Below are 25,392 nucleotides of genomic sequence, written 5' to 3' on the forward strand. Positions count from 1 at the left end.
ATGGAAATCGAGGGCACCATAAAGAAGATTCTGGCGACCGAATTGTTCGTGGAGACGCCGGCCGAGGAAATCAGCGACCACGAGAGCCTGCGCGACATCTACGCGCTCGATTCTCTGGGATTCACCGAACTACGGGTGCAATGTGAGGACATCTTCGACGTCCGCATCTCCGACGAGGACTTCGTACCCGAGAACTTCCGTACCATCGCCGCCCTGACCGCGCTCATCCGGCGTCTGCAGGGCGGCGGGACGTGAGCCACGCGGGACTGACCGCCGCGTCGCCGTCTCACGGCCTCGACGGAGATCTGCACCTGGACCACTACGGCGGCGGCAGGCTGCCGTTCGTCTCGCTCGGCGGCAGGGGCGTGCGGCTGCGGCTGGCCGAGCGCGGCGGCGCGGGCGAGCCGTTCGAGGTCATCGACGCTTCCGGCGGCTACGCCAGCGCCTGCCTCGGGGCCGGCCACCCGGCCGTGCTGCGCGCCCTGACCCGCGCGGTGACGGATCTCGGGTACGCGACCGACGAGATCGAGTCAGCGGAGCGCACCCGCCTCCTCGCCGGGACGCTCGGCTCCGGCGGGCTGTGGTGCGACCACTTCCCGCCGGGCGACTACCACGCGGCCGGCCGCAACTCCGGCTCCGAGGGCATGGAACTGGCCTTGCGGCTGGTCCTGGAGTCCAGGTACGACCACCGCCGGCTGCGGCCCGACCCCGAGCGGGGCGGCCGTGATCTCGTCCTCGCCTTCCAGGGCGCGTGGCACGGATGGACGGGCGCGCTCACGCCGCTGCTCAACCGGCGCCACTTCCGCGTCGGGCTCCCCCAGATCGCCGCCGACGGTCCCTATGGGCTGGCGGTGGAGCACCTTCCGTTCGGTGTTCTGGAGCCGTTGCTGGAGTTCTTCGCCCGCGACGGCGAGCGCCTGCTGGCCGTCGTCGTCGAGCCGATCCAGGGCGACGCGGGCCTGCTCGTCCCCCCACCCGGCTACCTGCGGACACTGGCCGCGCTCGCCGCCGAGCATGGGGCGCTGCTGGTGGCCGACGAGGTTCTCACGTTCGCCAAGACCGGCCGGTTCTTCGCCATGGCGGACGAGTACGGTCCGATCCCCACGGACGTCACCGTCATCGGCAAGAGCCTCGGCATGGGCGTGCTGTCCACCTCGATGGTGATCGCCAGACGGTCGCTGGCCGTGCGGCCGTCCGGGGCCGTGGCCACCTCCGACCTGCGCCCGCTGACCTGCGCGGTGATCCACGACGGCCTGCGGCTGATCGAGGAGGAGGAGCTGCTCGAACGGTCGGCCGAGCTCGGCGCCCAGTTGGCCGGGCTCCTCGACCGGGAGGTGCTCGACCGGTTCCCCGGCACCTATCGCGGGCTGCGCGGCACGGGACTGCTCCAGGGGCTGGAACTCGCAGAGGACGCCGCGGACCGGCTGCGCGACCTGCGGTCGTCCATCATCAGGGCGGGCTGCTACGTGGAGTTCATGGCCGGCGCGGGTCGCCGCTCCCACGGCCTGCCGTACGTCTTCCCCACCATGCGCGTGGCCCCGCCCCTCGTCACCAGCCCCGCTGAACTGGAGGAACTGGTGGCCGCGATCCAGCGGGGGACCGCGAGGTTCCTCGGGGACGGCCGGTGAGCGGGCCGCGGCCGCTGCGCCGCCGTGTCGAGCACGTGGACACCGACGCCGCGGGGGTGGTCCACTTCACCCGCTACGCCTCCCTCATCGAGACCGCGCTCCTGGAGGATCTGGAGGCGATGGGCGTGGGCACCCGGCTGATGAGCGAGCACAAACTGCAGCCGGCCGTGACCGAGCTGCGCATGCGGTACGGGGCGGCCGCCCGTTTTCCGGACCGGATCGAGGTACGCGCCGGCATCGACCACGTGGGCGGCGCTTCCTGGCGGGTCTCCGGCACCGTCCGCCGCCTGCCCGATCACGCGGACACCGGGGTCGATGATGCGGACACCGGAACCGATCGCGCGGGCGTCGGACCTGATCGCGCAGGCGTTGGACCTGATCGCGCGGGCCCGGGGGTCGAGCGTGCGGGCGTCGGGGTCGATCGTGCGGGCTGCGGGATCGATCGTGCGGACGCCCGGGCGGGGACGCTGCTCGCCACGGGAACGCTCGTGATGTGCCTGGTCAACGCGGCCGACGGCAGTCCGGCCCCGTTGCCCGCAGCCTTGCGCGCCGCGCTGCGCGCCCAGCTGAGCGAAGAGAGGAACGATGGCCGAGACCGGTGAGTCGACCCTGGGGTTCACAGAGATCAAGCAGTGGCTGCGGCACCGGCACCCCATGATCTACATCGACCGGGTGCTCGACTACGTGCCGGGAGAGTACCTGCGCAGCATGCTGTCGGTGTCCGGCACCATGGACGCCATCGCCGGGCACTTCCCCGAGCGGGCCATCTTCCCCGGCAGCCACCTGGTCCAGGCCATCGCCCAGTCGGGCATCATCCTCTACCAGATGAGCACGTCGAAGCTGGCCGACGACGAGATCACGCTCATCGGCTCGGCGCACAGCCGGTTCCATCGCATCGTGGTGGTCGGTGACCAGGTGATCTTCGATGTGCGCAGTGACCGGATCATCGGCAACACCTTCCACTTCTCCTGCCGGGCGACGGTGGAGGGCGAGCGGGCGGCGGCCTTCCGCGGCTCCCTCATCCGAGTCCCGGTCGAGCAGCTCGGGCGGCGGCTGTGGTGAACGTCTGGGTCACCGGGATGGCCTGGTCCACGGCGCTGGGCGACGGCCTGGCCGGCGTGTGGCGGCGGCTGCTCGACGGGGACGACGGGTTCCGGGAGGTGCCGTCGGAGCATCGCCTGCGCAACCCACTCGCCGCGACCCTGCCCGACCCGCCGCCGGAGCTGAAACCGTCGGCACGACAGCGGGCCCTGGCGGAGGGCGTACTGTCACGCGCCCTCACCGACGCCGGGCTCACCCCCGAACGGGCGCGCGGATCTTGGGGTGAAGGCGGCTCGTCTGGTCCTGCCTCAGGTGGTGCGCGCGGGTCCTGGGGTGATGGCGGGTCGTCCGGGCTCGCTCCTGGACGGGCGTCCGACGCGCTGGCCGGGCCGTCCGGACTGGCTTCTGGCGGGGCGCTTGACCCGTACCCCGTGCTGGGTACCAGTTTTGGGGCGCAGTTGGACGACGAGGACGCGGACCTGTATCAGTGGGCGGCCGACGTCGCCGCTGGTGCGGGGCTGCGGTTGCCGCCCGTCGTCGTCAGCACCGCGTGCTCGTCCGGGTCCGACGCGCTCGCGGTCGGTGCCGAGGTGATCCGGTCGGGAGCCGCCGAGGTGAGTGTGTGCGGCGCGGCCGACGTGGTCACCCCGGCCAAACGGCTGGCGCACACCGTACTGGGGACGATGTCGCCGACCCGGCTGCGCGCGTTCGACCGCCGGGCCGACGGCACGCTCCTGGGCGAGGCCGCGGGGTTCATCGTGCTCGAACGCGAGGAGTCGGCCCGCGCCCGCGGGGCCGAACCGTACGCGGTGCTGGCCGGAACGGGGGCGGCCAACGACGGGGCGGGCATGACGGCGCCCGACCCGGCCGGGACCGGCGTCGACCTCTCGGTGCGACGCTGCCTGGCCGCCTCCGGGCTCGGCCTGGACGACATCGCGGTGATCAACGCCCACGGCTCCGGTACGCCCGTCAACGACGCCGCCGAGTCGGGCGCCCTGAGCAGGCTGTTCGGCGGGTGCGGTGCGCCGCCGGTGGTGTTCGCCACCAAGGGCGCGCTGGGGCACACCCTCGGCGCCACCGGGGTGCTGGAGGCCATCGCCGTCGTGCTGGCGCTGCACTACGGCACGGTGCCGCCGGTCGTGGGGCTGGAGGACGTGCTGGCGGGATTCCCCCTTCCGGTCCCCGCTGGTCGGCCGCGCGGGCTGCGGCCGGGCGCGGGGCTCAGCCTGACGCTCGGCTTCGGGGGGTTCATCACGAGCCTGGCCTTTACTCCGGGAGTGCGGCATGTACGGTGAGCGCGCCGGTCTGGCCACCCTGGCCCGCGGGCTTCGTGAGACCGGCGACCTTGTGGCGGAGGGACGCCGGACCGCCTCTTTCTACGCCGACCCGGCGGCCTGGCTCGTGGTGTCCGCGGTCGAGGCGGCGCTGGCCCAGGCGCCGGAGGCGGTGCGACGGGAGCCTGCCGAGATCGGCGCGCTGGCCGTCAGCGACCACGGCAGCCGCCACACCATGCGCTCGGTCGCCGACTCGGCCGCCCGCGGCCGCGTCTCCCCACTGCGCTTCGCCGGCGCCAACCCCGGCTCGCTCGCCGGCCTGCTCTGCATCACACTCGGCTTCCGCGGCCCCAGCCTGCTGGTGTGCATGCCACCGGATCGCGCGCGGCCCGTCGTGGCGCTGATCGCGGCCGGCTGGCTGGCGACCGGCCAATGCCGGTATGTCGCCGTCGCCGAGCACACCATGAACGGCGCCCACCACACCGTCCTCGGCCGAATCCTGGGCCCGAGCCCCGGCGTCCACGCTGCCGGCGGCCAGGACTCAATATCCGGCCACCACATCGCCACCGACCGGATGCCAGAACCAACGCCCGGCCGGCACGCCGCCGACGGCCGGACAGCGGGTCCGGAAGATGAGCGCTGAGGACCTCGGCCCGTCGGTCGGCGAGGTGGAGAGCTACCTTCGTGAGCGGGCCGTCGACGTCGATGGCGACGCGGAGCCTGGCTCGGCGGTGCCCGTCGCGGACGTCGCCGACCTGTTCGCCGGGCTGGCCGATCAGTTGGGGAACGTGGTGGTGCTCGCCCTGCCGAGCGGGACCGCGCTGCTGCGGTACCTGTTCGGCGCGCTTCACGGTGGGGCGGTGCCCATCGCCGTGCCACCTGCCATGCCCGCGAGCCGTCTCAGGGAGGTCGCTCGCCGGCTCGGCGCCCGGATGCTGGTCACCCCGTACGGCAGGATCGTCCCCGGTACGGCGGTCAGGCGCTTCGACCGCACCGCTGTCGCGACGTTGCCCGGTCCCTGGCAGCACCACGGCCCCGGTCACGTGGTCATCCTGACCTCCGGGACCTCCGGTATCTTCAGCGGCTGCCTGCATCGGGCCTCGTCCCTGTTCCGCAACGCCGCCAGGCACGCCGGGGCGGTCGGGCTGCGGGCCGACGACACCATGCTCATCACGCTGCCGCTGAACTTCTCCTACGCCCTGGTGGCCCAAGCGCTGGCGGGCCTGGTCACCGGCGCCCGCCTGGTGGTCACCGGCCCGCCGTTCAGCCCGCGGGGTTACGTCGACGCCGTGCGCCGACACGGTGTGACGAGTTCGTCGCTGACGCCCTTCCTCCTGCGCAGCCTGGTGCCCGGCGAGCCGCCCAAGGGCCTGCGCATGCTCACCGTGGGCGGCGACGCCCTGCCGTCCAGGGAGGTGACCGCGCTGCTGCGGGGGCGGGATGACCTGGAGGTGTACATCACGTACGGCCTGACGGAGGCGGGGCCGCGGGTCAGCACCCTGGCCGCGCACCGCGAACCCGTCCACCGGCACGGGTCGGTCGGCCGCCCGCTGCCCGGGGTCGGGGTGTCCCTGCGTGACGTGCGCGATGGCGTGGGAGAGCTGCTCGTGACCTCCGACACCGTGCTCGTGCGGCGGGTCGGCGCCACCGACGGCCGCGCCATCGACGGCCGCACCGCCCCGGGGCAGATCGCTACCGGGGACCTCTTCCGCATCGACGCGGACGGTTATCTTCACTTCGCCGGACGCATGGGGGACTCCTGCGTCGTGGACGGGGTCAAGGTGTCGCTGCCGTCGGTACGCCGCCTGGCCGAGGCGCTTCCCGGAGTCGTCGCCGCGGCCACCCGCCCGTGTCCCGGTGGCCAGGGCGCGTACTCCGGGGATGACGGGCGCGGAACGTACGCCGATGGGAGCGGAACGTACGCCGGCGGGAGCGGAACGTACTCCGGCGGGCGTGGAACGTACGTCGGCGATGACGAGCACGTCGAGCACGATGGGCAGCGGTTCGTCCTGGAGCTGTACATGCGCGACGCCACCGACGACGCCGTGCGGCGCGTCCGGGCCGAGCTGCATCGCTTCCTGCTCCGCGCCGAACGCCCCTGCCGGATCCGCGGCATCCCCGCGCAGGAGACCGCCTACAAGTGAGACAGCTCCTCGTCGATGTAGCCGGCCAGTTCGCGCACGGTGGGATGCTCGAAGACGGCCCGGACCGGGATCTCCACCCCGAACTCCTCGATCACCGCCGCCGCGATGCGGACGGCCATGAGGGAGTGCCCCTTCAGCTCGAAGAAGTCGTCGTCGGCGCCCAGTTCCTGGCGGTCGAGCACCTCGCGCCAGATCGCGGCCAGTCGTCGCTCGGTCCCGGTCTTGAACGCTCCCTGGGCGCCGGTTCCCGATGTGAGCGTGTTCGGATCCGGCAGCCCGTTCCGGTCGATCTTCCCGGTCGCGGTGAGGGGCAGCTTGTCGAGCAGCACGTACGCGGCGGGCACCATGTAGGCGGGTAGAACGCCCGCCAGGCGGCGGTGCAGCACCCGCACATCCACCTTCGCCGCCGCGACCGGCTCCAGGTAGGCGGCGGGATGCACGGTGCCCTGCTCGTCGGTGAAGACGCCGACGGCGGCCTGCGCCACTCCCGGTTCGGCCCGCAGCACCGCCTCGATCTCGGCCAGCTCGACGCGGGCGCCCCGGATCTTGACCTGGTGGTCGCGGCGGCCCAGGAACACCAGCGCGCCGTCGGGCCGCCGGCGCGCCAGGTCCCCGGTCCGGTACGTACGCAGGCCGGACTCGTCCTTCTCCGAGAAGACCGCGGCGGTCTCCGCGGGCCGGCCCAGGTAGCCGCGGGCCAGGAACCGGGTCCTGATCCAGACCTCGCCCTCGTCGTCCGTCGCGCTCTCGCCGCCGCGCAGCAGGGTCTCCACCCCCGGGATGTCCCGGCCGATGGGGATGTCCCCGGCGCAGTCCGGCTCGACCAGGTGGAACGTCGCGACGGTCGTCTCCGCCGGGCCGTACATGTTGTAGACCGCCGCCTGCGGGAAGTGGGCGCGCACCTGCTCAACGGTGGTGCTGTGCAGGGGCTCGCCGTACAGGCTGACCGCCCGCATTCCCGGGTCGGGCGGTTCGTCCGCGCTCTCCCGGGCCAGCAGGAGACGGCGGATGAGCGTGGGCACGCAGAACACGTGCGTCACCTCCCGGCCGGCCAGCCACGGGAGGAGCGCGGCGCCGTCGGGCTTCACCGTGGGCGGCGGGATGACGATCGCGGCACCGGAATCCAGGGCGCTGAGGATCTCCAGGTAGGCGGCGTCGTAGCTGAGGCGGGCCAGTTGCAGCATGTGCGATCCGCGGCGCAGCCCGGTCTCCGAGGCGAGCCAGCGGGCGAAGTGCAGGAGGTTCCCGCTGCGCTGGACGATGCCTTTGGGCCTGCCGGTGGAGCCCGAGGTGTAGACCAGGCAGCTCGTGTCCCGCGGCACCGTCTCCGCGCGCGGCCCGGACGGTGCGGCCGAGACCACCGTCGCCTCGTCGCCTTGGACGGTCACCACCGCGGGGCAGCCCGCTGATTTGGCCGCCTGCGCCACGCTGTTCGGCGTCGCCACCACACCTGTCGGGCCGCAGTCCTCCAGGATCGCGCGGTGCCGCGCGGCGGGCTGGTCCTCGTCGAGCCAGACGAAGGCCGTGCCGGCGGTGAACGCGGCCAGCATCGCGGCGATGCCGACCGCGCCGTCGGGCAGCGCCATCGCCACCACGTCCCCCGCGCGCAGTCCCGCCTCCGCGAGCGCCTCACGGTAGCGTTCCGCCCGCGTGGCCAGGTCCCGGTAGGTCAGGACGCCCTCGGCGGACACGACGGCGGGGCTGTCGGGGGCCTGGGCGGCGTGCTCTGCGACCCGCCGGCCGATCTCCGAGTCGAACATCCTTCTCCCTCGACTGTGAACCCCGCGGTGGCGACGCGGGTGATCTCCTGAACGACGAAAGCCTCTCCTTGCCGTACGACGAAGTGGCCGGTGGGCACCGACGCGATCGAGCAGGGCCCGCTCGTGTAGCGGCTCCAGCCGGCGACGTCGTCCGGCGACAGTGCCGGGTCCTCGGCGCCGAGCAGGACGCGGACAGGACAGGTGAGCCGCGGCTCCACGGAGGCGGCGTACCCCTGCAAAAGCCGTAGGTCTGCCCGCAGGTCGCGGAGCACGAGCGCCCCAACCGCCGGATCGTCCAGCGCCGCGCCCATCGTTCCGTCGCTGTCACGGAGATAGGACAGCAGCGCTTGGCCCGCGCCGGTCGTCGCATAGAGGTCGAGCGTCTCCGCCCAGCGATGCGGGGGCGCCGACGAGATGAACAGGCACGCCGTGGGGGGCGTACCCGGCACTGCTCTGGCCGCCTCGAAGGCGATCAGGGCGCCCAGGCTCTGACCCACCACCATGTACGGCGGCGCCAGGTCCGCGAGCGCGCCCGCGATCCGCCCGGCGAACGTGGCGAGATCAGGTGCGGGCTCGGCCCGCCGGTCACCGGGACGGGGCATCCGCAGGGCCAGCACCTCGACGTCGTCGGGCAGCGCGCGGGCGAGGGAGGCGTACGACAGCGCGTCACCGCCGGCGTGCGGGAAGCAGATCGCGCGCAGCGCCGCCCCGGGCCTGCGGCGCGGCGTCCAGAAGCAGGCCTCCGCCGCTGACGTGCTCACGAAGCGTCTCCCGGCGGTTCGGTGACCACGAAGAAGACCATCGGCTCGTCCAGACCCGACGCGTTCGAGTCCGGCTGGGTCGGGCCCGGGACGTTCGGGTCTGAGACGTCCGATGCGGTCAAGACCAGCGTCGGCGCCTCGGGGGAGGGCTCGTCGTTCCAGACGAAGGAACCGGGCACCAGGAAGCCCGGCAGCCGGCGGCGGAGCCGGGCGCGTAGTTCGCCCCGGGTCGGGCGGGACTCGCCGGGCACGGCGGTGAGGCGGGCGGTGATCTCGTCGCCTGCCGAGACCTCGGCCGCCGCGATCGACGGTTCGTCCAGCAGCGCCTTCTCGATCAGCTCAGCCGGCACCCGGCAGCCGCGGACTACGAGTTCGGCATCCGTACGGCCCAGGACCTCGAGCGCGCCGCCGGCCCGCATGCGGCCCAGCAGCCGCGTGGGCGTCCCGTCGAGCCAGACCTCGCCCGGCACCCCGTACGGCACCGAACCCCCCTGCTCGTCGCGGATCGACACCCGCACCTGCCCCTCACCGCCGCCGAGCAGCGTGTACGCCTCCGACACGGGCTGATCGGGGTCGCCGCACAGGGCGCGCAGCAGCCGCACGTAGTCGCCGGCCAGTCCCGCGACCGTCTCCTCGTCGAACAGGTCGGCGTTGAAGCAGACCTCCATGACCATGTCGTCGTCGGCCTGGTCCAGCAGGTGGACCTCCAGGTCGAAGCGGGTGGCGGGCTGCGTGACGTCCCTGCCCCAGAGCCGGGCGCCGAGGTCGCCCCAGCGCGTCTCGCTCCCGTACGCCCGCGTGACCAGCATCTGGAAGATCACCTGGACCAGCGGGGTGTAGGAGGGGTCCCGCCGCAGGGCGAGCCGGTCGACCAGGACGTCGAAGGGCAGCAGGTCGTTGTCGTAGGCGTCGAACAGCTCCTCGCGGGCCGCGGCGAGCACCGCCGCGAAGCTCGGATCGCCGGACAGATCCATGCGGACCGGCAGCGTACCGACGAAGAACCCCACCGTCCCGGCGAACTCCGGCCGCGAACGGCCGGCCACCACCACGCCGATCACCAGATCGGTCGCGCGGGCGTAGCGGGCGAGCAGCACGGCGAAGGCGGCGTAGGCGACGGTGTACGGCGTGACGCGGTGCGCCGTGGCGAAGGACCTCAGCGTGGCGATCAGCTCCACCGGCATGGCCTTGACGAGCTGCCCGCCGCGGAAGTCCTGGATCCTCGGGCGCTGCCGGTCGGCGGGCAGCGTGACGAGTTCGGGCGCGCCCGCCAGCCGCCGCCGCCAGTAGGCGAGCACCCGCTCGGCCGAGGGGGAGCCGGCCAGCTCCCCCTGCCACCTGGCGTAGTCGAGATAGTCAGCCGACTGCTCGACGAGGGGCCGGCCCTCGTAGAGCCGGCCGAGCTCCTCGTCGATGATCGGCACTGACCAGCCGTCGATCACGATGTGATGGACGCACAGCAGGAGTACGTGCAGCTCGGGAGTGACGCGCAGGAGGTGGGCCCGGATCAGGTCGTCCCGCGCGAGGTCGAACGGCTGTGACGACCACAGCCGGGCGAACTCCGTCGCCGCGGCCTCCCACCCGAGCTCGCCCGCCAGATCGGTGGTGGGCAGCTCGACGTCGAAGGGGCGGCCGCTCACCACCGCGCGGGCGACCCCGCCGTCGGCGGGGAACCTCATGCGTAACGCGACGTGCCGGTCGGCCAGCGCGCCGAGGGCCCGGCGCAGCGCCGCCACGTCCAGCCGTCCGCGCAGCTCGTAGCCCCGGAAGACGTTGTACTGCGGCGAATCCGGCGCGAGCTGCTGGAGAAACCACAACCGCTGCTGCGCCGGCGACGGCATCGGCTCGTGTTCTTCCGGCATCGTCTCCTCACCCGTAAGGGAGGCGAAGTGGCTGGTGAACCGGAGATCTCTGCAAGGAGGCTCTATCAGCCCCCCGAGCTTGTCAAGCGGCCGGTCGGCGCAGGCCCTCCAGACAGACCTGAATGATCGGCTCGGCCAGCTCCGTCGCGGGCAGGCCGGGATCCACCAGGCACTGCAGCAGACAGCCCTCGAGGGCGCCCACGATGACGGTCGCGTGGTGCTCGCTCACGCCCGCACGCAGCGCGCCTTCCTTGTCGGCCTGGCGCAGGAGCTCGGCGACCGCCGCCCGCGCGTCGCCGTAGACGGCCGCCATGTCCACCGGCGACTTCTCCGCGTCCCGGGACGCCGCCCACAGATCGACCATGATCCGGGCCGGTTCGCGCCGCGCGGCCAGTACGTCGAGCACCGAGTGCACCAGCCCGGCCAGCCGCTCCAGCGCGGGGCCGGGGCCGTTGACCGCCCGGTCGAAGATGTCGGCCGACATGGCTCGGTAGGCTTCGAACGCGGCCTCCAGCAGCGCGTCCCTGCTGTCGTAGTAGAGGTAGACGCTGCCCTTGGCGATGCCCGCCTCGGCGGCGATGTCGTCGATGCGGGTGGCGGCAAAGCCCTTGCTGGCGAACAGCTTCACCGCCGCGGTGAGGATCTCTTTGCGTCGCGCGGCCTTGTCGACCTTCCGGGGGGACATCCGGCCATTATGACTGACCAGTCAGTCAATGGTAAAATCGGGGTGCGGGCCGTCCTGGCTGGTGGCTAGGGTGCTGACAGTGAGAGACGTACGGCTGCTGCCCAAAGCCCACCTGCACGTTCACCTGGAGAGCACGGTCCGGCCCGAGACCTCGCGCGAGTTCGGTGGCCCCGGGGGCCGGGGCGGGCCGTTCGCCACGTTCCGCGAGTTCGCCGATCATCGGGCGCTGACGCGCGGGCGGCTGCGCACGGCCGAGCACTTCCGGCGGGTGGCGCTGGAGTTCTGCGAGGACGAGGCGGCTCAGGGCACCCGCTATGCGGAGGTGTCGTTCACCGCGGCCTCGCACGGCGAGCGGCTCGGCGCGCCGGAGATGCCGCTGGAGGCGGTGCTCGACGGGCTGGCCGAGGGGTCGCGCCGCTACGGGATCGAGTGCCGGGTGCTGCTGGACCACTCGCGGCGGCGTTCCGTCGAACGGTTCTGGCAGACGCTGAAGCTCGCCACCCGTTACGAGGCGGTCATCGGCATCGGGCTGGCCGGTGACGAGAGCCACCCGTTGGCGCCGTTCGCGGAGGTGCTCGACGCGGCCAGGGACGCCGGGGTGCACTTGGTGCACCATGCGGGGGAGTTCGGCGGGCCGGAGAGCATCCGGGATGCGCTCGTGGCCGGGCACGCCGAGCGGATCGGGCACGGCGTCCGTGTTCTGGAGGACGACGCGCTGGTCGCCGAGATGGGTGAGCGCGGGGTTCCGCTGGAGGTCTGTCCCACCTCGAACGTCCTGCTCGGTGTCGTGCCCAGCCTGGCCGAGCATCCGCTGCGGCGGCTGCGCGAGGCGGGGCTGGCGGTCACGCTCAACACCGACGGCGAGACCGACCTCGCGGAGGAGTACGCGCGGGCGCGGGAGGTCTTCGGGTATGGCGACGCGGAGCTGGCCGGGTTCGCCCGGGCCTCGATCGACGCGTCGTTCGCCGAGGAGGAGCTCAAGGTGGGGATGCGGGCGGGGGTGGACGCCTGGCTGGCGGGCGCGGTGGGTGCCGCGAATCGCTGACCGCGGCCTGCGGCGCGCTGACCGTCGGGGGTGCGGCCAGCGCTCGCGGTCCCCGATCAGTCCCTTTCGCTGTCCTTGGTGACCGTGCCGTCGGTGGCGTCGACCATCATGTTCTGCTTGTTCCCGTCGGACGTGACCACGTCCACCTCCCAGACGATCTTGTCCCGGTGGCTGTCCAGGTTCAGCTCGGTGATGCGGCCGCCCGGCACGGCCTTGGCGATCTTGTCCGCGGCCTGCTGGTAGTCGAGCTTGGTGGCCTTGATCTGGCCGAGGTACTCGGCCTGGTCGTCGGAGTCGTCGTCCTGCGCCGACGGGCCGCTGACGACCTTCGCGGGGTCGGACTTGATGTCCATCTGGTGTTCGGTGCCTTTGGCGTCGACCACCCGCACCTCCCACAGGCTGCCGTTCTCCTCGCTCTCCATCGAGACGAGCGTCGAGCCGGGCACGGCCTTCAACGCGGCCTGCCCCACCTCCTCCAGCTTCTTCATCCCCGAGCGCTGCTGCGAGCCGGCTTCCGGGTCCAAGGGTGACGCGGTGGCGGCGACGTACGGCGTGGGAGTATCGGCGCCCTGCCCGGACATCTGACGGGCGTCGGCCCCGCAGGCGGCCGCCGCGAGCAGCGCCGCACCCACCAGACCGCCCCCGATGATCGTTTTATTCATGTGGCGACACTTATCATTTCCGCAGCTCGAACGGTGCGAACGACATGAGCGTCCGCTCATGCCCGCCGCGCGGTCCGGCATTGGCGCTCGGGTCCGCCGCGCCCGATAGTGGGCGGCATGGCTCCTGCCCTGCTCGTCGCCGTCGTCGGCGACTTCGACCGGACATTCGCCCCGCACACGGCCACCAACGACGCGCTGGCGCACGCCGCGACACGGCTGGGGATCGAGATCGAGATCCCGTGGCTGGCGACCGAGCCGCTGGAACGGGACCTGTCGGCCGTACGCGCCGCCGACGCGTTGTGGTGCGCGCCCGGCAGCCCGTACCGCAGCCTGGCCGGGGCCCTCGCCGCCCTGCGTCACGGCCGCGAGCACGGCGTGCCGACGCTGGGGACCTGCGGCGGCTTCCAGCACATGGTGATCGAGTACGCCCGCCACGTGCTCGGCTTCGAGGACGCCCAGCACGCCGAGTACGACCCGTACGCGTCACAACTGTTCGTCTCCGCGCTGACCTGCTCACTCGCCGGGAAGACCATGCCCGTCAGCCTCACGCCGGGGTCGCGGGCGGCGGAGTTGTACGGTGTCACGGAGGTCGAGGAGCGGTACTACTGCGACTTCGGCCTCAACCCCGGCCACCGGCGAACCCTGCACGACGGAGGGCTGCGGGTGACAGGCGTCGACGGCGAGGAGGAGGCGCGCGTGCTGGAGCTTCCCGGGCATCCCTTCTACGTGGCGACCCTGTTCGTGCCGCAGGCCCGATCGACGCCGCAACAGCCGCATCCGCTGGTCACCGGGCTGCTGCGGGCGGCTCTGCGGGCCAGGCGCCGGGCATGACGTTCGGCCAGCTTCGGGTGCTGCGCGCCGTCGCCAGGACCGGGAACATGACGCGCGCCGCCGAGGAGCTCGGCACCACCCAGTCCGCCGTGAGCCACGCCCTGGGCAGCCTGGAGCGGGAGCTGGGGCTGGTCCTGTTCGTCAGGGGCAGCGGCGGGGTCACCCTGACCGCCGCGGGCCGTACCGTGAGCAGCCGGGCGGACCTCATCCTGACGCAGCTCGAAGCACTCCACCAGGAGGCCGCCGCCGCGCGCGGTTCGGTGATGGCGCGGCTGCGGGTCGGCGTGATCCCCAGCGCGAACGCCCGGCTGCTCCCTCGAATCCTGCGGGCGTTCGAAGCCGCGCACGAGCGGGTGCGGCTCACCGTGATCGAGGGGTCCGACGCCGAGGTCGCCGAATGGCTGCGGACCGGGGCGGTCGACGTCGGCACCGTGACGGCCGAGGCGCCCGACCTGGTCACCGTCCCACTCGCCCGCGACCGGCTGCTCGCCGTCCTGCCGGCCGGCCATCCGCTGGGCGTCCGGGCCGCCACCACCATCGCCGAGCTGTCCCGCTATCCCTTCATCATGTCGACGGGCGGGTGCGAGCCGCTCATCACCGAGCTGGCGCGGCGGGCCGGCGTCCGGCTGCGCTGCCACTACGAGGTACGCGACACCAACAGCATCCTCGCCCTGGTCGCGGAGCACCTGGGCGTCTCCGTCATGCCGGAACTGTCCCTGCCCACGGAGCACACCGGGGTGTGCGTCGTACCGCTCGAACCAGAGGAACTGCGGACGATCCTGCTGGGGGTCCCGGCCGAGGGCGAGCCGCTGCCTGCCGCTACCGCCTTCGCCGAACTGGCCGTGCGGGAGAGTGGCGGGTGCCCAGGTGAGACGGCCGGTCCAGCACGGCGATCAGGGCGGCCCCTGGCGCAGGGTCAAACCGGGGCCGTGGCGCAGGCGATGATCGAAGAGGTCAGATCGCGCAGCGGGGTCAGCAGGCGCGGATAGTCGGCCGCGTTGAGCGCGTACAGGCGTTGGGCGCCGTTGCGGCGCACGGTGAGCAGCCCCGCGTCACGCAGGATCTTCAGATGGTGCGACACGGCGGGCTGGGACAGGCCCAGGTGGTCGGCGATGTCGCCGACGCTGCGCGCAGCGCCGGATTCGAGCAGGAACACGATGATCTCCTGCCTGCGTTCGTCGCCCAGCGCGGTGAACAGCGGCCGCGTCGTGGCGAACAGCGCCAGGACGTCCTGCGCGGCGGCATGGCCGGTCATGCGGACACCTCGGCACGCAGCTCCGTGAGGTGGGTGACGGGGAGGCCACGGGCCGCGCCTTCGGCGATCCAGCCGTCCAGCATCAGGCGCGTCTGCGCGCTCACCTTGGTGAAGTGCGTCTCGAGGTAGAGCGGCAGGTCGAAGGGCACGAGCAGCGGCAGCGCGCGCAGGGCCGAGAACACGGCCCAGGCCGGGATGACGAGCGGGGCCCGCCTGCCGTGCCCGGCCGCGGCGATCGCGACGGCCTCACGGCTCGCCTGTGCCGCGCGCGCGTACCGGGTGGCCGCGATCGACCAGCCCGCGTTCTCCAGCGTGGCGATGTACGGCATCATCCGGGCGGCGGTGATGTCACTCGCCCCCGCCCGCCGGGTGCGTCTGGCGCGCGCGCCGCCCGCCCGGAGCGCGGCGATCACCTGCCGGGCGCGCGGTTCCGCCCCGAAGACACCGAGCACCGCCCCGGGCGGCGCCCAGTAGGCGATGCCGGGCTCGCATACCTGCCCGGGCATCGGCGCCTGGTAGGCGAGAAGCGTCGGCATCACCTGGACGATCTGCTCCCCCGGCCAGGTCCGGGTGAGGACCGCGTGGTCCTGCGGCGCTTGGCTGATGGTGACCACGGTCGCGCCGCCGGTCGCGGCGTGCAGCTCTCCCGTCCAGGAGCCGGGCAGCGCGGTGGAGTCCACGCACAGCCACACCATGTCCCACTCTCCGGCCACCGGCTCAGTGACCACCTGGTGCGGCGTCAGTCGCCGCTCGACGGGCCGTCCTCGCCGGCGCAGCCGGTACAGCAGCGCGCCGTCCCCGTCCGCCCAGTGCTCTCTGCCGGGCTTGACCAGGTAGCTGACCTGGGCACCGCCGGCCGCCAGCCACATCCCGAAGACCTGCCCAAGTGCTCCCGCGCCCACCACCAGCACCTTCACTCTAACTCCCTCCCTAGGAATATTTAAATATTTCGATGGATAGAGTATCTCAGAGTGCGGCCAGAAGCTCTACCGAGCGCCGACGTTCAGGACGGCGCGGTCACGCGCTCTCCAGCGGGGCCAGCCAGCGGTAGCCGTGCTCGGTCTCCTCGCTGAGCCAGCCGTTCGCACTGGCCAGGCCGCGCTCGTTGATCTGCGCGTCGTGTATGCCGAAAGCCCGCTCGGGGGCGACCGCGCGGACGAAGTCGATCATCTCCGCGGTCTTCAGCCACGACCCCTGCAGCGGAACCAGCAGGGTCTCCACCGGCTCGTCCGGCACGTGCAGGGAGTCGCCGGGGTGGTAGACCGCGCCCGCCACGAGATAGCCGAGGTTCGCGCAGTCAGGCAGGCCGCCGTAGATGGTCGCATGCCGGCCGCCGTACGCCCGCACCCGGAACCCGGCCACCGCGAACTCCTCGTCGACCCGCACGGCGGTGTACGGCAACGCCAGCTCGGCCCCGGCCGGCGCGTACACCTCGATCCCGGCCCCGAGCAGCCGCAGCACGTCGGCGTGGTCGGAGTGCTCGTGCGTGACCAGCACCGCGTCCGCGCCGGTCAGCGCGGCCGGCTCGCTCCAGGTGCCGGGGTCGATGACCAGGACCCGGCCCTCGTGCTCCAGCCGTACGCATGCGTGGGTGTATTTCGTGATCTTCACTGGTCGAACGGTCCTGGCAGGTCAGCGTAGTCGACGGCTTCGTCCGCCGGTGGCGCCACGATCTTCACCTTCGTGCCCCAGCCGGTGTAGCGGGTGTCCACGATGGTGTGCACGGTGCGCTTCACCAGCTTGTGGTCCTTGTCGGGGATGGTGTCCTTCTCCCGATGCTCAGTGATGAGGCGGACGGGCAACTGGTCCCGGTTGACGAAGAGCCTGAAAGAGACCTTGTCCACATCGGCGAAGCTGTATTCCCCGTACAGATCCCTGGCGGTCAGGATGCCCCGGTATTCACCCGGCCTCGCGATGGTGGCCTTGGCCAGCAGCTTCTTGAGTATGGCCGGGTTGAAGACGTCGACGAGCTGATCGCCTCGCTCGCCCACGTTGCCCCACCAGCTGTTGTCCTTGCCGAAACGGACCCACTTCGCCCCGGCCGGCATTTCCTTCCATTCGAAGCCGGACACGTACGTGAAGCGGCCCACCTTGATCGCTCGGGTGGGAGCCGTGCCCACGGGCTGGGCCATGCCGGGGTGGGGCTTCCACCTCGTGGTGAGGTCGTGGTTCGCCGTCCCGGACTTGACGAAGCCGATCGTGCCGGTGGTCCTGGCCACGGCGACGCCTTTGGCTCCGCTGACGGTGCTCCTGGCCGTCTCGGAGACCAGCACGCCACGCCCGACCACGAACTGCTTCTTCATGCTCTTGACCGGGTCGGTGGCGGTGGCGGAGGCGGCCTGGGCGTGGCCGCCTCCGGTGGATAAGACGGCGGCTGCCGCCAGGGCGGCGGCGACTGCGAGACGCTTCACGAGATCCTCCCGTTGAAAACCGATAGGTGCGACAGGAAATCCTGCCGTCGCGGCGTCACGGGGTGATCTCGGTTCTGGTCCTCTTCGGAGCGCGGATCACTCGTCGTTGTCCGGGAGCGTATCCAGGATGCGTACCATCAGGTCCGCCTGGTCGACGCCGGCCAGGGCGAGCGCGCGCGGCACGGTGCCGAGCTGGGCCCGGACGATCCCGAGCAGCAGGTGCGCCGGCCGCAGGTCCTTCTTGCGGGAGACGGACGCGAAGCCCCGTTCGAGCGCGAGCTTGGCCGATGCCCCCATCTGGGTGGGCCGTTCGGCGGCGCTGCTCGGCCGCGGCAGGGCGAAGGTGGCGAGAGACACTCCCGCCGCGCCCAGGCTGTGCTCGAACTCCTTGTCCAGCGCGTCGCGGATCGCTTGGTGATCGAGCCCGACCGAGGTCAGGACCTGATAGGTGCCGGTCTCCCGCTCGGCGGCGATCGCCAGCAGGAGGTGGTGCGCCTCGACGCTCGTCGAGCCGTCCTGTTGGGCCTCGTGTCCGCCCTGGTCGATGATCGTGTTGATGTAGTGGTCGATGGCGGCCATCGTCAGCGCCTCCTCAGGGTGACGCCGGCGGCGATGAGCCGCTTGGCGTGCTTCTTGTGAACGGCCTGGCGCGTCACGCCGAGCGCCTCGGCGACCTGCGGCCAGCTCCAGCCCGCGCGCATCGCCTGCTCGACGGCGTCGTCCTCCAACTGGTCGGCCAGGCGCCGCAACGCCGCCACGGCCGCCAGCCGATCGGCGGGTTCTTGGGAAACGAGGATCTCAGCAGCGGGCACGCTAGCAACCTTAGTTGACTAATCCCGCGGTGGTCAACGTCAGGCGTGGCCGCCCACGGTGATCGGGCCGAGCGTCAGCCGCGGCTCGCCCTCCAGGATCTGTCCGGCGAGCGCCACCTGCTCGTCGAGTTCGCGGAGCTGGGCGGGGGTGAGCTCGCGCAATGTCTCCACCGTGACGGCCAGCCGGCGGCCGGACCGCCGCTGGTGCCATACGCCCGCCACCTGCCCGTCCACGAGCAGCACCGGGAAGTTGCCCGCCTGGCCGCCGGCCAGTGCCCGCGCGGCGGCCGCGCCCGGGTACAGCAGTTCGCGCGGCCGCCCGGCCACGACATAGGCATCGAAGTACGGCAGCAGCCGCACGCCCCTCGGCGGCTCGTCCGGCACCTCGGTGTCGCCGGCCGCGACCCAGGCCGGGATGCCGTCGAACAGCACCTGCTCGAGCTCGGCCGCCGCGAAGGCCGCGGCCGCCCACTTGACCGGCGCGCCGATCCACTTGGCGAACTGCTCTGGCGTGGCGGGACCGTACGCCCTCAGATAGGCGTCCACCAGCTCGCCGCACCCCTCGGCCGGCCGGAAACCCGCGGGCGGGGCGGTATAGGTGACCTTGCGCCCCCTCGCCGGGCCGAACACGAACGCGCCCCGATGCGCCGCCGTCGCCATGGCCTGTCGCCAGCGCGGCCACATCGTCTGGAAGGCCGGCATGACGAGGTCTCCCGCCCACGATCCCGTGACGGCGACGACCGCGTCGCTCAGCTCGTCGATCGTCAGAGTGGCTCCGGTCAGCACCTCGCGGATCGCCTCCACGACCTGGTCGGTCTGGGCGGGGGTCAGGCGTATGCCCGGGGCGTGAGCGGCGTACGAGGACGGCAGCGACGACAGGGCGCCGATCCACATCGGCAGGTCGCGGGCGGGCAGCAGGTGGACGGTGCCGCGCGGGCCGTGCGTCTTGACCAGGCTGCGCTCACCCCACAGCGCCTCGCGCACGCCGGTACGGGTGACGCCGTCGAGGCGGAGGCCGACCGACAGCTCGGCCGCCGACATCACCTGAGCATGGGCGCCGCACATGGCGGCCACGACGTCCGCCGGGGTGGCGTCCTTGGCGGGGGCGGTCAGGCCGTGCCGCTCCAAACGCCTGGCGCTGACCTGGGACCACGACATTTCCATCATGAGACTCACCGTAGGCGGCAATGCGGAAGGATTCGTTCCGCATTAGACGTGGTGGGCGCGGACGATGAGATCGGCGGCGTCGGCGGCGATGGCGTGCCGCCGTTCGGGTGGCAAGGGCAGCATGCCGTACGCCGTGTCGACGCGCGCCTCGCTGACCACCAGGTGTGAGAACTGGCGGGCCGCCCTGGCCGGGTCCGGCACCCGCAGCCTGCCGTCGCGGTCGCACTCGCGCAGATAGTCCGCCACGCCGCCGCCCAGCGACGAGGAGCTCGCCCGCCAGGTGCGCTGGAGCTCCGGATGGTGGCCCACCTCCGCGATGGTCAGCCGATGCAGCGCCGCCACCCGCGGCGACAGCGCGATGTCCAGCGTCCACTCACCGAGCGCGGTCAGGTCCTCGCGCGGATCACCCGTGAAAACGACGCCCGCCCCCGCGGTCCCCCCGCGCCCCGCCGGCCCGCCGCCCGCTGACGCATCACGACCGGTCGGCACGCCGCCCGCCGACGTGCCCCGACCCGCGGTGCCGCCGCCCGCCGACGTGCCGCGGGTCGCCGGGCCTCCTGCCGCCGACGCGCTACGGCCTGGCGCGCCTGCGACCGCCGACCTGGCCTCCTGGATGGCGGCGAGGAAGAGCTGTTCCTTGTCGCCGAAGTGGCCGTAGACGGTCTGTTTGCCGACTCCCGCCTGCGCGGCGATCGCGTCGACGCTCGTACGGGCGTAGCCCAGGTCGGTGAATACCTGGATGGCGGCGTCGAGGATGGCCCGGCGCTTGGCCGGTGAGCGTCGCGGGCCGTGGTCGGCCATGGTCTGTACCCACTCTCTCTGAATAGGGACTAGTGTACGAGACTAGACCGTCTAGTCTTGTTTGGAGGGCGTATGAACGCCGATGTCGTGGTGGTCGGGGCCGGACCTGTGGGTTTGCTGCTCGCCGCCGAATTACGGCTGGCCGGGGCCACGCCGCTGGTCCTGGACCGGCTCGCCGAGCCGACGAGCGAGCCGAAGGCGCGCGGGATCGGGCCGCTGGCCGCCGAGGCGCTGCGCCGCCGCGGGCTGGGGGAGGCCGTGGCGAAGTTCCACGAACAGGGGCTCGCCGACAAAGCACGCGACCACGGGAGCGAGAAGGGGCACTTCGCCCAGATCCACAAGATCGACCCCGACCTCCAGGAAGAACCCGAGCGGGCCGGCGCGCTGATCTGGCAGCCGGACCTGGAACGGATCCTCGCCGAGCACCTGGCCTCGCTCGGCGTCCCGATCTGGCGCGAACACGAGGTGACGGCCCTGACCCAGGACGACTCCGGCGTCACCGTGACCGTGCGAACCCCGGCGGGGGAGCGGCACCTCTCCGCCGCGTACGTGGCCGGCTGCGACGGCGGCCGATCGACGGTGCGGAAGCTGGCCCGGTTCGACTTTCCTGGCACCGCCCCCACGAGTGTCGTCCGGCGGCTGAGGGGCGACATCTCCGGGATGGAGCGGCTGCCCGAGTCCGGCTGGCAGCCGACGGGGATGCTGATGTGCGCGCCCGGCATGGTGGCGACGGTCGAGGTCGACGGCTTCCCCGAGGACCGCGACGCGCCGCTGACCGGGGAGGAGATGCGGGACAGCCTGCTCAGGGTGACGGGCGTCGAGGTCGAGGTGACGGCGGTCCACGACACGCTGCGCTTCACCGACGGCGCCCGCCAGGCGGCCACCTACCGGCTCGGCCGGGTCCTGCTCGCGGGCGACGCCGCCCACGTCCACTCTCCCAACGGCGGCCAGGGGCTGAACCTGGGGCTGATGGACGCGGTCAACCTGGGCTGGAAGCTCGCGGCCACGGTCGCCGGGCGCGCGCCGGACGGCCTGCTCGACACCTACACCGCCGAACGCCACCCCGTGGGCGCCGCCGTCCTGCACAACACCCGCGCCCAGTCGGCGCTGCTGCGGCCCGGCGCGCACGCGGCGGCCATGCGCGACATCGTGTCGGACCTGCTCGACCTGCCGGAGGCCAACCGCTACTTCGGGCGGCTGCTGAACGGGCTCGGCACCCGCTACGACCTCCCCTACCCCGCCAGCCACCCCCTGGCCGGCCGCCCCTGCCCCGACCTGCGGCTCACACTGTCGTCCGGCACCAGGCGGACCCTCGCGGACCTCGCCGCGTCCGGCCGGCCGCTGCTCGTCCACGCCGCCTCGCGGCCCGAGGTGGCGGAGGCGGCGGCGGCCTGGCGGGGCTCGCTGGACATCGCCGAAGCCACCGTCGAGGACCGTGACGACCTGTCGGCCGCCTTCATCCGCCCCGACGGCACGGTCGCCTGGGCATCCACCCCCGGCCCGGCCGACACCACCACCCTGACTGCGGCCCTCCACGCGTGGCTGTCACCCGCGTGACGCCCTAAGGGCGCAAGTCCGGACGGCGTCCCGCACGAGCCGTGGGCGCGCTGGGACAATCGAGCGATGATCAGCTCTCGTCAGCTCGAATATTTCCAGGCCGTGGCCCGGGAGCTCCATTTCACCCGGGCCGCGGAGGCGTTGCGCATCGCCCAGCCGGCGTTGTCCCAGCAGATACGTAAGCTCGAACGCCAACTCGGCCTGACCCTGTTCGAGCGGAACCGGCACCACGTACGGATCACCCCGGCCGGTCACGCGCTGCTGGAGCACGCCGACCGCATCCTGTCGGACCTGACGGCGGTGGAGGAGGAGATGCTCGGCTGGGCCGAGGGGACCCGCGGTCGGATCCGGCTGGGCACCGCCCGAGGGCTGGCCACCCAGGTCGCGCGGGTGCTGGCGGCCTTCTCCGCCGCCTACCCGGCGGTCACGGTGGAGCTGAAGGAGGAGACCACCCAGGACATGCTCGACGATCTGGACACGGGCCGGCTCGACGCCGCGACCCTGGCCACCCGGCCCGGCTCCGGTGACACGCGGCTGGCCTGGCATCCGCTCGGCGCCGAGCCGCTGGTGCTCATCACGGGCGAAGGTACGCCCTTCGCCGGGCGGGAACGCCTGCCGGTGGCGGAGCTGGACGGGGCCGACCTGGTGCTGTACCCGCCGGGGTCGATGGTGCGCGAGATCGTCCTGTCCGCGCTGGTGGCGGCGGGCGCCAAGGCGAGGGTCAGGTTCGAGACCCGCGACTATCGCACGGCCCGCGCGCTGGCGAGCGTTGGGCTCGCCGCCGCCGTCCTGCCGCGTTCGGTGGCCGAGGAGCCCGGGATGCCGGTGGTCATCGTCCCGCTCGACCCCGAACCGTCCTGGACGCCGTCCCTGGCCTGGTCGACGGCCCGCAGTCCGGGCGCGGCGCTGGCGGCGTTCATCGCCTTCGTGGCCGAGCACCCCGAGCTCGCCGCGCTCGGTGGTGATATATCCGATATATAACTACGAGGCTGAACATGTCTTGGACATATCACCGCAGCTCCCGCAGGCTTTGAACACAAGAAGCTACCGAGAAGGGGTGTGGCATGAGGGGTCGCAGGGAGTTCCAAGGCTTGATGGGGTCGGATCCCGAGGAGACGCTGCGTGAGGTAGGGCTGATGTCGCCGCACATGTACGACGCCCTGGTCGAGGGGGCGTTCGGCGGGACGCTCGCCCGCCCCGAGCTGGGCCGTGCCGCCCGTGAGACGGCGACCGTCGCGATCCTGGCCGCCATCGGCGGGGCGGAGGCGCAGCTCGCCACGCACACCCGCGCGGCCCTGCACAACGGCATCGCGCCCGAGGAACTGCGGGCCCTGGCCCAGCACGTGTCCCTGTACGCGGGTTTCCCCCGGGCGCTGAACGCTCTCACCGTCATGGACAAGGTCTTGGCCGAAGTCGGCATCCCGCGCCCGGCCGCGCTGCGTAAGGTGCGGCTGGCCGATCATGAGACGGTGGTCGCCCAGCGTGGCGAGAGCGGGCCGCCCGTGGTCCTGCTCCACGGGCTCGGCCTGGACTGGCGGATGTGGGAGCCGGTCATGACCCGGCTGTCGGCGGGACGCCGCGTGTACGCGTACGACATCAGGGGCCATGGGGCGGCGGCCGGGTCGCCGTCACCGTTCACGATGGCCGACACGGTCCGGGACCTCGTCGGCGTGCTCGACGCTCTCGGGCTCGACCGCGCGCACGTCGTCGGCTTGTCCTACGGCGGTGGGATCGCGCAGGCCGCCGCGATCGCCGGCCCGGAGCGGTTCGCCTCGCTGTCGTTGCTGGCCACCACGGACTTCCCGTTCGGGGCGTTCGAGGACAGAGCGCGGTCGGCCGAGATCGACGGCATGCGGGCCCAGATCGTGCCGTCGCTCACCCGCTGGTTCACCCCCGCCGCGCTCGCCACCGACGAGTGGGGAGTCCGCTACGCCCGGGAGTGCGTGCTGCGCGGCGACCCGGTCGACTGGGCCGCCGCGTGGCGCTCCTTCAAGGGGCTGGACGTGCAGGGCAAGCTCGCCGGGTTCGAGGCGCCCGTCCTGGTGCTCGCGGGAGAGCTCGACGCCTCCACGACGCCGGAGATCATGGCCGCCCTCGCCGGGCGCATCCCGGGCGCTACTTACCAGGAACTGCCCGGAACCCCGCACATGCAGACCCTGGAGCGTCCCGAGCTGGTCGCCGACGCCCTGGACACCTTCCTGCTCAGTTGCTGAGCAGTCCCCCTTTCTTGACAATAACTTTTTTCGGTGCGATCGTTTTATCCATGTACGAAGTGGCGGTGATCGAAGACCCGGCGGCGGCCGAGGCGTCGCTCGACCCGATGCGGTCGAAGCTGCTGGCCGAGCTGGTCGAGCCAGGCTCGGCCACGTCGCTGGCGGCCAGGGTCGGCCTGGCCCGGCAGAAGGTCAACTACCATCTGCGCACGCTCGAGCGGCACGGGCTGGTCGAGCTCGTGGAGGAGCGCAAGAAGGGCAACGTCACCGAGCGGGTGATGCAGGCCACGGCCGCGTCCTTCGTGATCTCCCCGATCGCGCTGGCCGCGGTGCAGCCCGACCCGGGCAAGTCACCCGACCGGCTGTCGGCCCGCTGGCTGCTCGCCGTCGCCGCCCAGCTCGTCCGCGACGTCGGGGCGCTGATCACCGGCGCCACCGAGGCCCGCAAGCGGGTGGCGACGTTCGCGATCGACGGCGAGGTGCGGTTCGCCTCGGCGGCCGACCGCGCGGCTTTCGCCGAGGAGCTGGCCGACGCCGTGACCGCGTTGGTGAGCAAGTACCACGACGAGACGGCCGAGGGCGGTCGCGACCACCGGCTGGTCGTCGCGGTGCACCCTTCGCTGAAGGAGCGCTGAGGTGGGTAAGTCCTTCGAGCTCCCCCAGGAGGCCACGGTCGGGGCGAGTCCCGAGGAGGTGTGGGCGGCCATCGCGACCGGCCCGGGCATCGACTCGTGGTACATGGGCCGCAACCAGGTGGCCGATGGCGTGGTACGCACCGCCTTCGGCCAGTACACCCCCGAATCCACCGTGACCACCTCGGAGCCGCCCGCCCGTTTTGCGCACACCAGCCCGACGGCCGAGGATGGCCGGTTCGTCGCCTTCGAGTTCCTCGTCGAGGGCCGCGAGCAGGGCAGCACCACGCTGCGCATGGTCACCAGCGGCTTCCTGCCCGGTGACGACTGGGAGACCGAGTTCGAGGCCATGTCCAGGGGTCTGGAGATGTTCTTCGCCACCCTGGTCGCCTACCTGACGCACTTCAGCGGCCGGACCGCGACGCCCGTCACGGAGTTCGGGCCGCACGTCGCCGACTGGCCGCGCGCCTGGGCGGTCCTTTACGGCGAGCTCGACATCCCGGACCACCCCAAGCCAGGCGATCCCGTACGGTTCACGCCCGCCGGGCTCGCCCCGATCGAAGGCGTCGTCTACTTCGCCAACGCCCAGACGCTGGGCGTGCGGACCCCGGACGCGATCTACCGCTTCCTGCAGGGCCTCGGCGGCTCGATGGTCGCCGCGCACCACCTCTTCACCGGCACCGGCGACCAGGGACCGGCCTGGCATGCCTGGCTCGACCGGGTCTTCTCGGAGTGACACCCATCGTGATGTGGCTCATGCTCGCCTGGTCGCGGCTGAAGGCGGTGGCCCACACGCTGGTGCTGCGGGAGTTCTTCGCGGCCAGATGATCGGCCGGGACGGCCGGCAGGGGTCC

Annotated in this window: 28 protein-coding genes; 15 read left to right on the forward strand and 13 right to left on the reverse strand. The window is 72.3% G+C overall.

The window, feature by feature from the left end:
- From KLK06_RS17140 to KLK06_RS17170, 7 genes are read left to right on the forward strand one after another with little or no spacing between them, the layout of a single operon-like run.
- Nucleotides 1-255 (forward strand): acyl carrier protein, encoded by a 255-nt coding sequence (locus KLK06_RS17140; protein ID WP_214636459.1) that lies wholly within the window; start codon nucleotides 1-3, stop codon nucleotides 253-255.
- On the forward strand, nucleotides 252-1,628 hold the full coding sequence (locus KLK06_RS17145) for an aminotransferase class III-fold pyridoxal phosphate-dependent enzyme (protein ID WP_214636460.1): 1,377 nt from the start codon (nucleotides 252-254) through the stop codon (nucleotides 1,626-1,628). The genes KLK06_RS17140 and KLK06_RS17145 overlap by 4 nt, the downstream gene beginning before the upstream one ends.
- Nucleotides 1,625-2,230 carry a thioesterase family protein gene (locus KLK06_RS17150; RefSeq protein WP_214636461.1) on the forward strand — a complete coding sequence of 202 codons (606 nt, stop codon included), beginning with the start codon at nucleotides 1,625-1,627 and terminating at the stop codon, nucleotides 2,228-2,230. The genes KLK06_RS17145 and KLK06_RS17150 overlap by 4 nt, the downstream gene beginning before the upstream one ends.
- On the forward strand, nucleotides 2,214-2,690 hold the full coding sequence (locus KLK06_RS17155; RefSeq protein WP_214636462.1) for a 3-hydroxyacyl-ACP dehydratase FabZ family protein: 477 nt from the start codon (nucleotides 2,214-2,216) through the stop codon (nucleotides 2,688-2,690). Before KLK06_RS17150 ends, KLK06_RS17155 begins: the two co-directional genes overlap by 17 nt.
- Nucleotides 2,687-3,964 (forward strand): beta-ketoacyl synthase N-terminal-like domain-containing protein, encoded by a 1,278-nt coding sequence (locus KLK06_RS17160; RefSeq protein ID WP_214636463.1) that lies wholly within the window; start codon nucleotides 2,687-2,689, stop codon nucleotides 3,962-3,964. Before KLK06_RS17155 ends, KLK06_RS17160 begins: the two co-directional genes overlap by 4 nt.
- A complete protein-coding gene (locus KLK06_RS17165; protein WP_214636464.1) occupies nucleotides 3,954-4,586 on the forward strand; it encodes a hypothetical protein in 633 nt (210 codons plus the stop codon). The genes KLK06_RS17160 and KLK06_RS17165 overlap by 11 nt, the downstream gene beginning before the upstream one ends.
- The gene (locus KLK06_RS17170) at nucleotides 4,576-6,087 is read left to right on the forward strand and encodes a class I adenylate-forming enzyme family protein (RefSeq protein ID WP_214636465.1); all 1,512 of its coding nucleotides are present in this window, start codon (nucleotides 4,576-4,578) and stop codon (nucleotides 6,085-6,087) included. Before KLK06_RS17165 ends, KLK06_RS17170 begins: the two co-directional genes overlap by 11 nt.
- On the opposite strand, the gene KLK06_RS17175 is transcribed toward KLK06_RS17170, so the two are convergent.
- From KLK06_RS17175 to KLK06_RS17190, 4 genes are all read right to left on the reverse strand, one after another.
- A complete protein-coding gene (locus KLK06_RS17175) occupies nucleotides 6,078-7,847 on the reverse strand; it encodes a non-ribosomal peptide synthetase (RefSeq protein WP_214636466.1) in 1,770 nt (589 codons plus the stop codon). The genes KLK06_RS17170 and KLK06_RS17175 overlap by 10 nt on opposite strands.
- On the reverse strand, nucleotides 7,757-8,608 hold the full coding sequence (locus KLK06_RS17180; protein ID WP_214636467.1) for a thioesterase II family protein: 852 nt from the start codon (nucleotides 8,606-8,608) through the stop codon (nucleotides 7,757-7,759). The genes KLK06_RS17175 and KLK06_RS17180 overlap by 91 nt, the downstream gene beginning before the upstream one ends.
- Nucleotides 8,605-10,467: a condensation domain-containing protein gene (locus tag KLK06_RS17185; RefSeq protein ID WP_214636468.1), complete on the reverse strand. Its 1,863-nt coding sequence runs from the start codon at nucleotides 10,465-10,467 to the stop codon at nucleotides 8,605-8,607. The genes KLK06_RS17180 and KLK06_RS17185 overlap by 4 nt, the downstream gene beginning before the upstream one ends.
- A gap of 82 nt (nucleotides 10,468-10,549) precedes the next feature.
- Entirely contained in the window at nucleotides 10,550-11,152 is a 603-nt protein-coding gene (locus tag KLK06_RS17190; RefSeq protein WP_214636469.1) for a TetR/AcrR family transcriptional regulator, read from the reverse strand.
- Nucleotides 11,153-11,222: 70 nt separating this feature from the next.
- Here KLK06_RS17190 and add point away from each other — a divergent pair, with 70 nt between their 5' ends.
- A complete protein-coding gene (add, locus tag KLK06_RS17195) occupies nucleotides 11,223-12,197 on the forward strand; it encodes an adenosine deaminase (protein ID WP_308168299.1) in 975 nt (324 codons plus the stop codon).
- Nucleotides 12,198-12,253: 56 nt separating this feature from the next.
- Here add and KLK06_RS17200 read toward each other — a convergent pair whose 3' ends face one another.
- On the reverse strand, nucleotides 12,254-12,859 hold the full coding sequence (locus tag KLK06_RS17200) for a PepSY domain-containing protein (RefSeq protein ID WP_214636470.1): 606 nt from the start codon (nucleotides 12,857-12,859) through the stop codon (nucleotides 12,254-12,256).
- Nucleotides 12,860-12,976: 117 nt separating this feature from the next.
- Here KLK06_RS17200 and KLK06_RS17205 point away from each other — a divergent pair, with 117 nt between their 5' ends.
- Both KLK06_RS17205 and KLK06_RS17210 read left to right on the forward strand, forming a co-directional pair.
- Nucleotides 12,977-13,690, forward strand: a complete 714-nt coding sequence (locus KLK06_RS17205) for a hypothetical protein (RefSeq protein ID WP_214636471.1) — start codon at nucleotides 12,977-12,979, stop codon at nucleotides 13,688-13,690.
- The gene (locus tag KLK06_RS17210) at nucleotides 13,687-14,679 is read left to right on the forward strand and encodes a LysR family transcriptional regulator (RefSeq protein ID WP_214636472.1); all 993 of its coding nucleotides are present in this window, start codon (nucleotides 13,687-13,689) and stop codon (nucleotides 14,677-14,679) included. Before KLK06_RS17205 ends, KLK06_RS17210 begins: the two co-directional genes overlap by 4 nt.
- On the opposite strand, the gene KLK06_RS17215 is transcribed toward KLK06_RS17210, so the two are convergent.
- The 8 genes from KLK06_RS17215 to KLK06_RS61465 all read right to left on the reverse strand — a co-directional run bounded on the left by KLK06_RS17215 (nucleotide 14,607) and on the right by KLK06_RS61465 (nucleotide 20,136).
- The gene (locus tag KLK06_RS17215; protein WP_214636473.1) at nucleotides 14,607-14,945 is read right to left on the reverse strand and encodes a helix-turn-helix transcriptional regulator; all 339 of its coding nucleotides are present in this window, start codon (nucleotides 14,943-14,945) and stop codon (nucleotides 14,607-14,609) included. The genes KLK06_RS17210 and KLK06_RS17215 overlap by 73 nt on opposite strands.
- A complete protein-coding gene (locus KLK06_RS17220) occupies nucleotides 14,942-15,862 on the reverse strand; it encodes a 2-dehydropantoate 2-reductase N-terminal domain-containing protein (RefSeq protein WP_214636474.1) in 921 nt (306 codons plus the stop codon). Before KLK06_RS17220 ends, KLK06_RS17215 begins: the two co-directional genes overlap by 4 nt.
- A gap of 100 nt (nucleotides 15,863-15,962) precedes the next feature.
- The gene (locus KLK06_RS17225) at nucleotides 15,963-16,556 is read right to left on the reverse strand and encodes an MBL fold metallo-hydrolase (RefSeq protein WP_214636475.1); all 594 of its coding nucleotides are present in this window, start codon (nucleotides 16,554-16,556) and stop codon (nucleotides 15,963-15,965) included.
- Nucleotides 16,553-17,356 (reverse strand): hypothetical protein, encoded by an 804-nt coding sequence (locus tag KLK06_RS17230; protein WP_214636476.1) that lies wholly within the window; start codon nucleotides 17,354-17,356, stop codon nucleotides 16,553-16,555. The genes KLK06_RS17225 and KLK06_RS17230 overlap by 4 nt, the downstream gene beginning before the upstream one ends.
- 96 nt (nucleotides 17,357-17,452) lie before the next feature.
- Complete coding sequence (locus KLK06_RS17235) at nucleotides 17,453-17,935, reverse strand: Clp protease N-terminal domain-containing protein (RefSeq protein ID WP_214636477.1); 483 nt, start codon at nucleotides 17,933-17,935, stop codon at nucleotides 17,453-17,455.
- A gap of 2 nt (nucleotides 17,936-17,937) precedes the next feature.
- Nucleotides 17,938-18,168: a hypothetical protein gene (locus KLK06_RS17240; protein WP_214636478.1), complete on the reverse strand. Its 231-nt coding sequence runs from the start codon at nucleotides 18,166-18,168 to the stop codon at nucleotides 17,938-17,940.
- A 39-nt stretch (nucleotides 18,169-18,207) separates the two neighbouring features.
- Nucleotides 18,208-19,335 carry a winged helix DNA-binding domain-containing protein gene (locus KLK06_RS17245; protein WP_214636479.1) on the reverse strand — a complete coding sequence of 376 codons (1,128 nt, stop codon included), beginning with the start codon at nucleotides 19,333-19,335 and terminating at the stop codon, nucleotides 18,208-18,210.
- Nucleotides 19,336-19,377: 42 nt separating this feature from the next.
- Entirely contained in the window at nucleotides 19,378-20,136 is a 759-nt protein-coding gene (locus KLK06_RS61465; protein ID WP_214636480.1) for a TetR/AcrR family transcriptional regulator, read from the reverse strand.
- Nucleotides 20,137-20,208: 72 nt separating this feature from the next.
- Here KLK06_RS61465 and KLK06_RS17255 point away from each other — a divergent pair, with 72 nt between their 5' ends.
- From KLK06_RS17255 to KLK06_RS17275, 5 genes are all read left to right on the forward strand, one after another.
- A complete protein-coding gene (locus KLK06_RS17255; protein ID WP_214636481.1) occupies nucleotides 20,209-21,693 on the forward strand; it encodes an FAD-dependent monooxygenase in 1,485 nt (494 codons plus the stop codon).
- 66 nt (nucleotides 21,694-21,759) lie between these two features.
- Nucleotides 21,760-22,674, forward strand: coding sequence for a LysR family transcriptional regulator (locus KLK06_RS17260; protein ID WP_214636482.1), 915 nt, complete (start codon nucleotides 21,760-21,762; stop codon nucleotides 22,672-22,674).
- An 83-nt stretch (nucleotides 22,675-22,757) separates the two neighbouring features.
- Entirely contained in the window at nucleotides 22,758-23,906 is a 1,149-nt protein-coding gene (locus KLK06_RS17265) for an alpha/beta fold hydrolase (RefSeq protein ID WP_214636483.1), read from the forward strand.
- Between the two features lie 50 nt (nucleotides 23,907-23,956).
- Nucleotides 23,957-24,541, forward strand: coding sequence for a helix-turn-helix domain-containing protein (locus KLK06_RS17270; protein WP_214636484.1), 585 nt, complete (start codon nucleotides 23,957-23,959; stop codon nucleotides 24,539-24,541).
- A gap of 1 nt (nucleotide 24,542) precedes the next feature.
- Nucleotides 24,543-25,274, forward strand: coding sequence for an SRPBCC domain-containing protein (locus tag KLK06_RS17275; protein WP_214636485.1), 732 nt, complete (start codon nucleotides 24,543-24,545; stop codon nucleotides 25,272-25,274).
- The last annotated feature ends 118 nt before the right edge of the window (nucleotides 25,275-25,392 follow it).

Source organism: Nonomuraea sp. NEAU-A123 (assembly GCF_018603905.1).
Taxonomy (GTDB): domain Bacteria; phylum Actinomycetota; class Actinomycetes; order Streptosporangiales; family Streptosporangiaceae; genus Nonomuraea.

Bases quoted from the DNA above. Each gene is read 5' to 3' on its own strand.
- KLK06_RS17140 (WP_214636459.1), top strand. From the start codon at position 1: ATGGAAATCGAGGGCACCATAAAGAAGATTCTGGCGACCGAATTGTTC.
- KLK06_RS17155 (WP_214636462.1), top strand. From the start codon at position 2,214: ATGGCCGAGACCGGTGAGTCGACCCTGGGGTTCACAGAGATCAAGCAG.
- KLK06_RS17165 (WP_214636464.1), top strand. From the start codon at position 3,954: ATGTACGGTGAGCGCGCCGGTCTGGCCACCCTGGCCCGCGGGCTTCGT.
- KLK06_RS17170 (WP_214636465.1), top strand. From the start codon at position 4,576: ATGAGCGCTGAGGACCTCGGCCCGTCGGTCGGCGAGGTGGAGAGCTAC.
- KLK06_RS17175 (WP_214636466.1), bottom strand. From the start codon at position 7,847: ATGTTCGACTCGGAGATCGGCCGGCGGGTCGCAGAGCACGCCGCCCAG.
- KLK06_RS17185 (WP_214636468.1), bottom strand. From the start codon at position 10,467: ATGCCGGAAGAACACGAGCCGATGCCGTCGCCGGCGCAGCAGCGGTTG.
- KLK06_RS17190 (WP_214636469.1), bottom strand. From the start codon at position 11,152: ATGTCCCCCCGGAAGGTCGACAAGGCCGCGCGACGCAAAGAGATCCTC.
- KLK06_RS17200 (WP_214636470.1), bottom strand. From the start codon at position 12,859: ATGAATAAAACGATCATCGGGGGCGGTCTGGTGGGTGCGGCGCTGCTC.
- KLK06_RS17205 (WP_214636471.1), top strand. From the start codon at position 12,977: ATGGCTCCTGCCCTGCTCGTCGCCGTCGTCGGCGACTTCGACCGGACA.
- KLK06_RS17210 (WP_214636472.1), top strand. From the start codon at position 13,687: ATGACGTTCGGCCAGCTTCGGGTGCTGCGCGCCGTCGCCAGGACCGGG.
- KLK06_RS17215 (WP_214636473.1), bottom strand. From the start codon at position 14,945: ATGACCGGCCATGCCGCCGCGCAGGACGTCCTGGCGCTGTTCGCCACG.
- KLK06_RS17235 (WP_214636477.1), bottom strand. From the start codon at position 17,935: ATGGCCGCCATCGACCACTACATCAACACGATCATCGACCAGGGCGGA.
- KLK06_RS17245 (WP_214636479.1), bottom strand. From the start codon at position 19,335: ATGATGGAAATGTCGTGGTCCCAGGTCAGCGCCAGGCGTTTGGAGCGG.
- KLK06_RS61465 (WP_214636480.1), bottom strand. From the start codon at position 20,136: ATGGCCGACCACGGCCCGCGACGCTCACCGGCCAAGCGCCGGGCCATC.
- KLK06_RS17255 (WP_214636481.1), top strand. From the start codon at position 20,209: ATGAACGCCGATGTCGTGGTGGTCGGGGCCGGACCTGTGGGTTTGCTG.
- KLK06_RS17260 (WP_214636482.1), top strand. From the start codon at position 21,760: ATGATCAGCTCTCGTCAGCTCGAATATTTCCAGGCCGTGGCCCGGGAG.
- KLK06_RS17265 (WP_214636483.1), top strand. From the start codon at position 22,758: ATGAGGGGTCGCAGGGAGTTCCAAGGCTTGATGGGGTCGGATCCCGAG.
- KLK06_RS17270 (WP_214636484.1), top strand. From the start codon at position 23,957: ATGTACGAAGTGGCGGTGATCGAAGACCCGGCGGCGGCCGAGGCGTCG.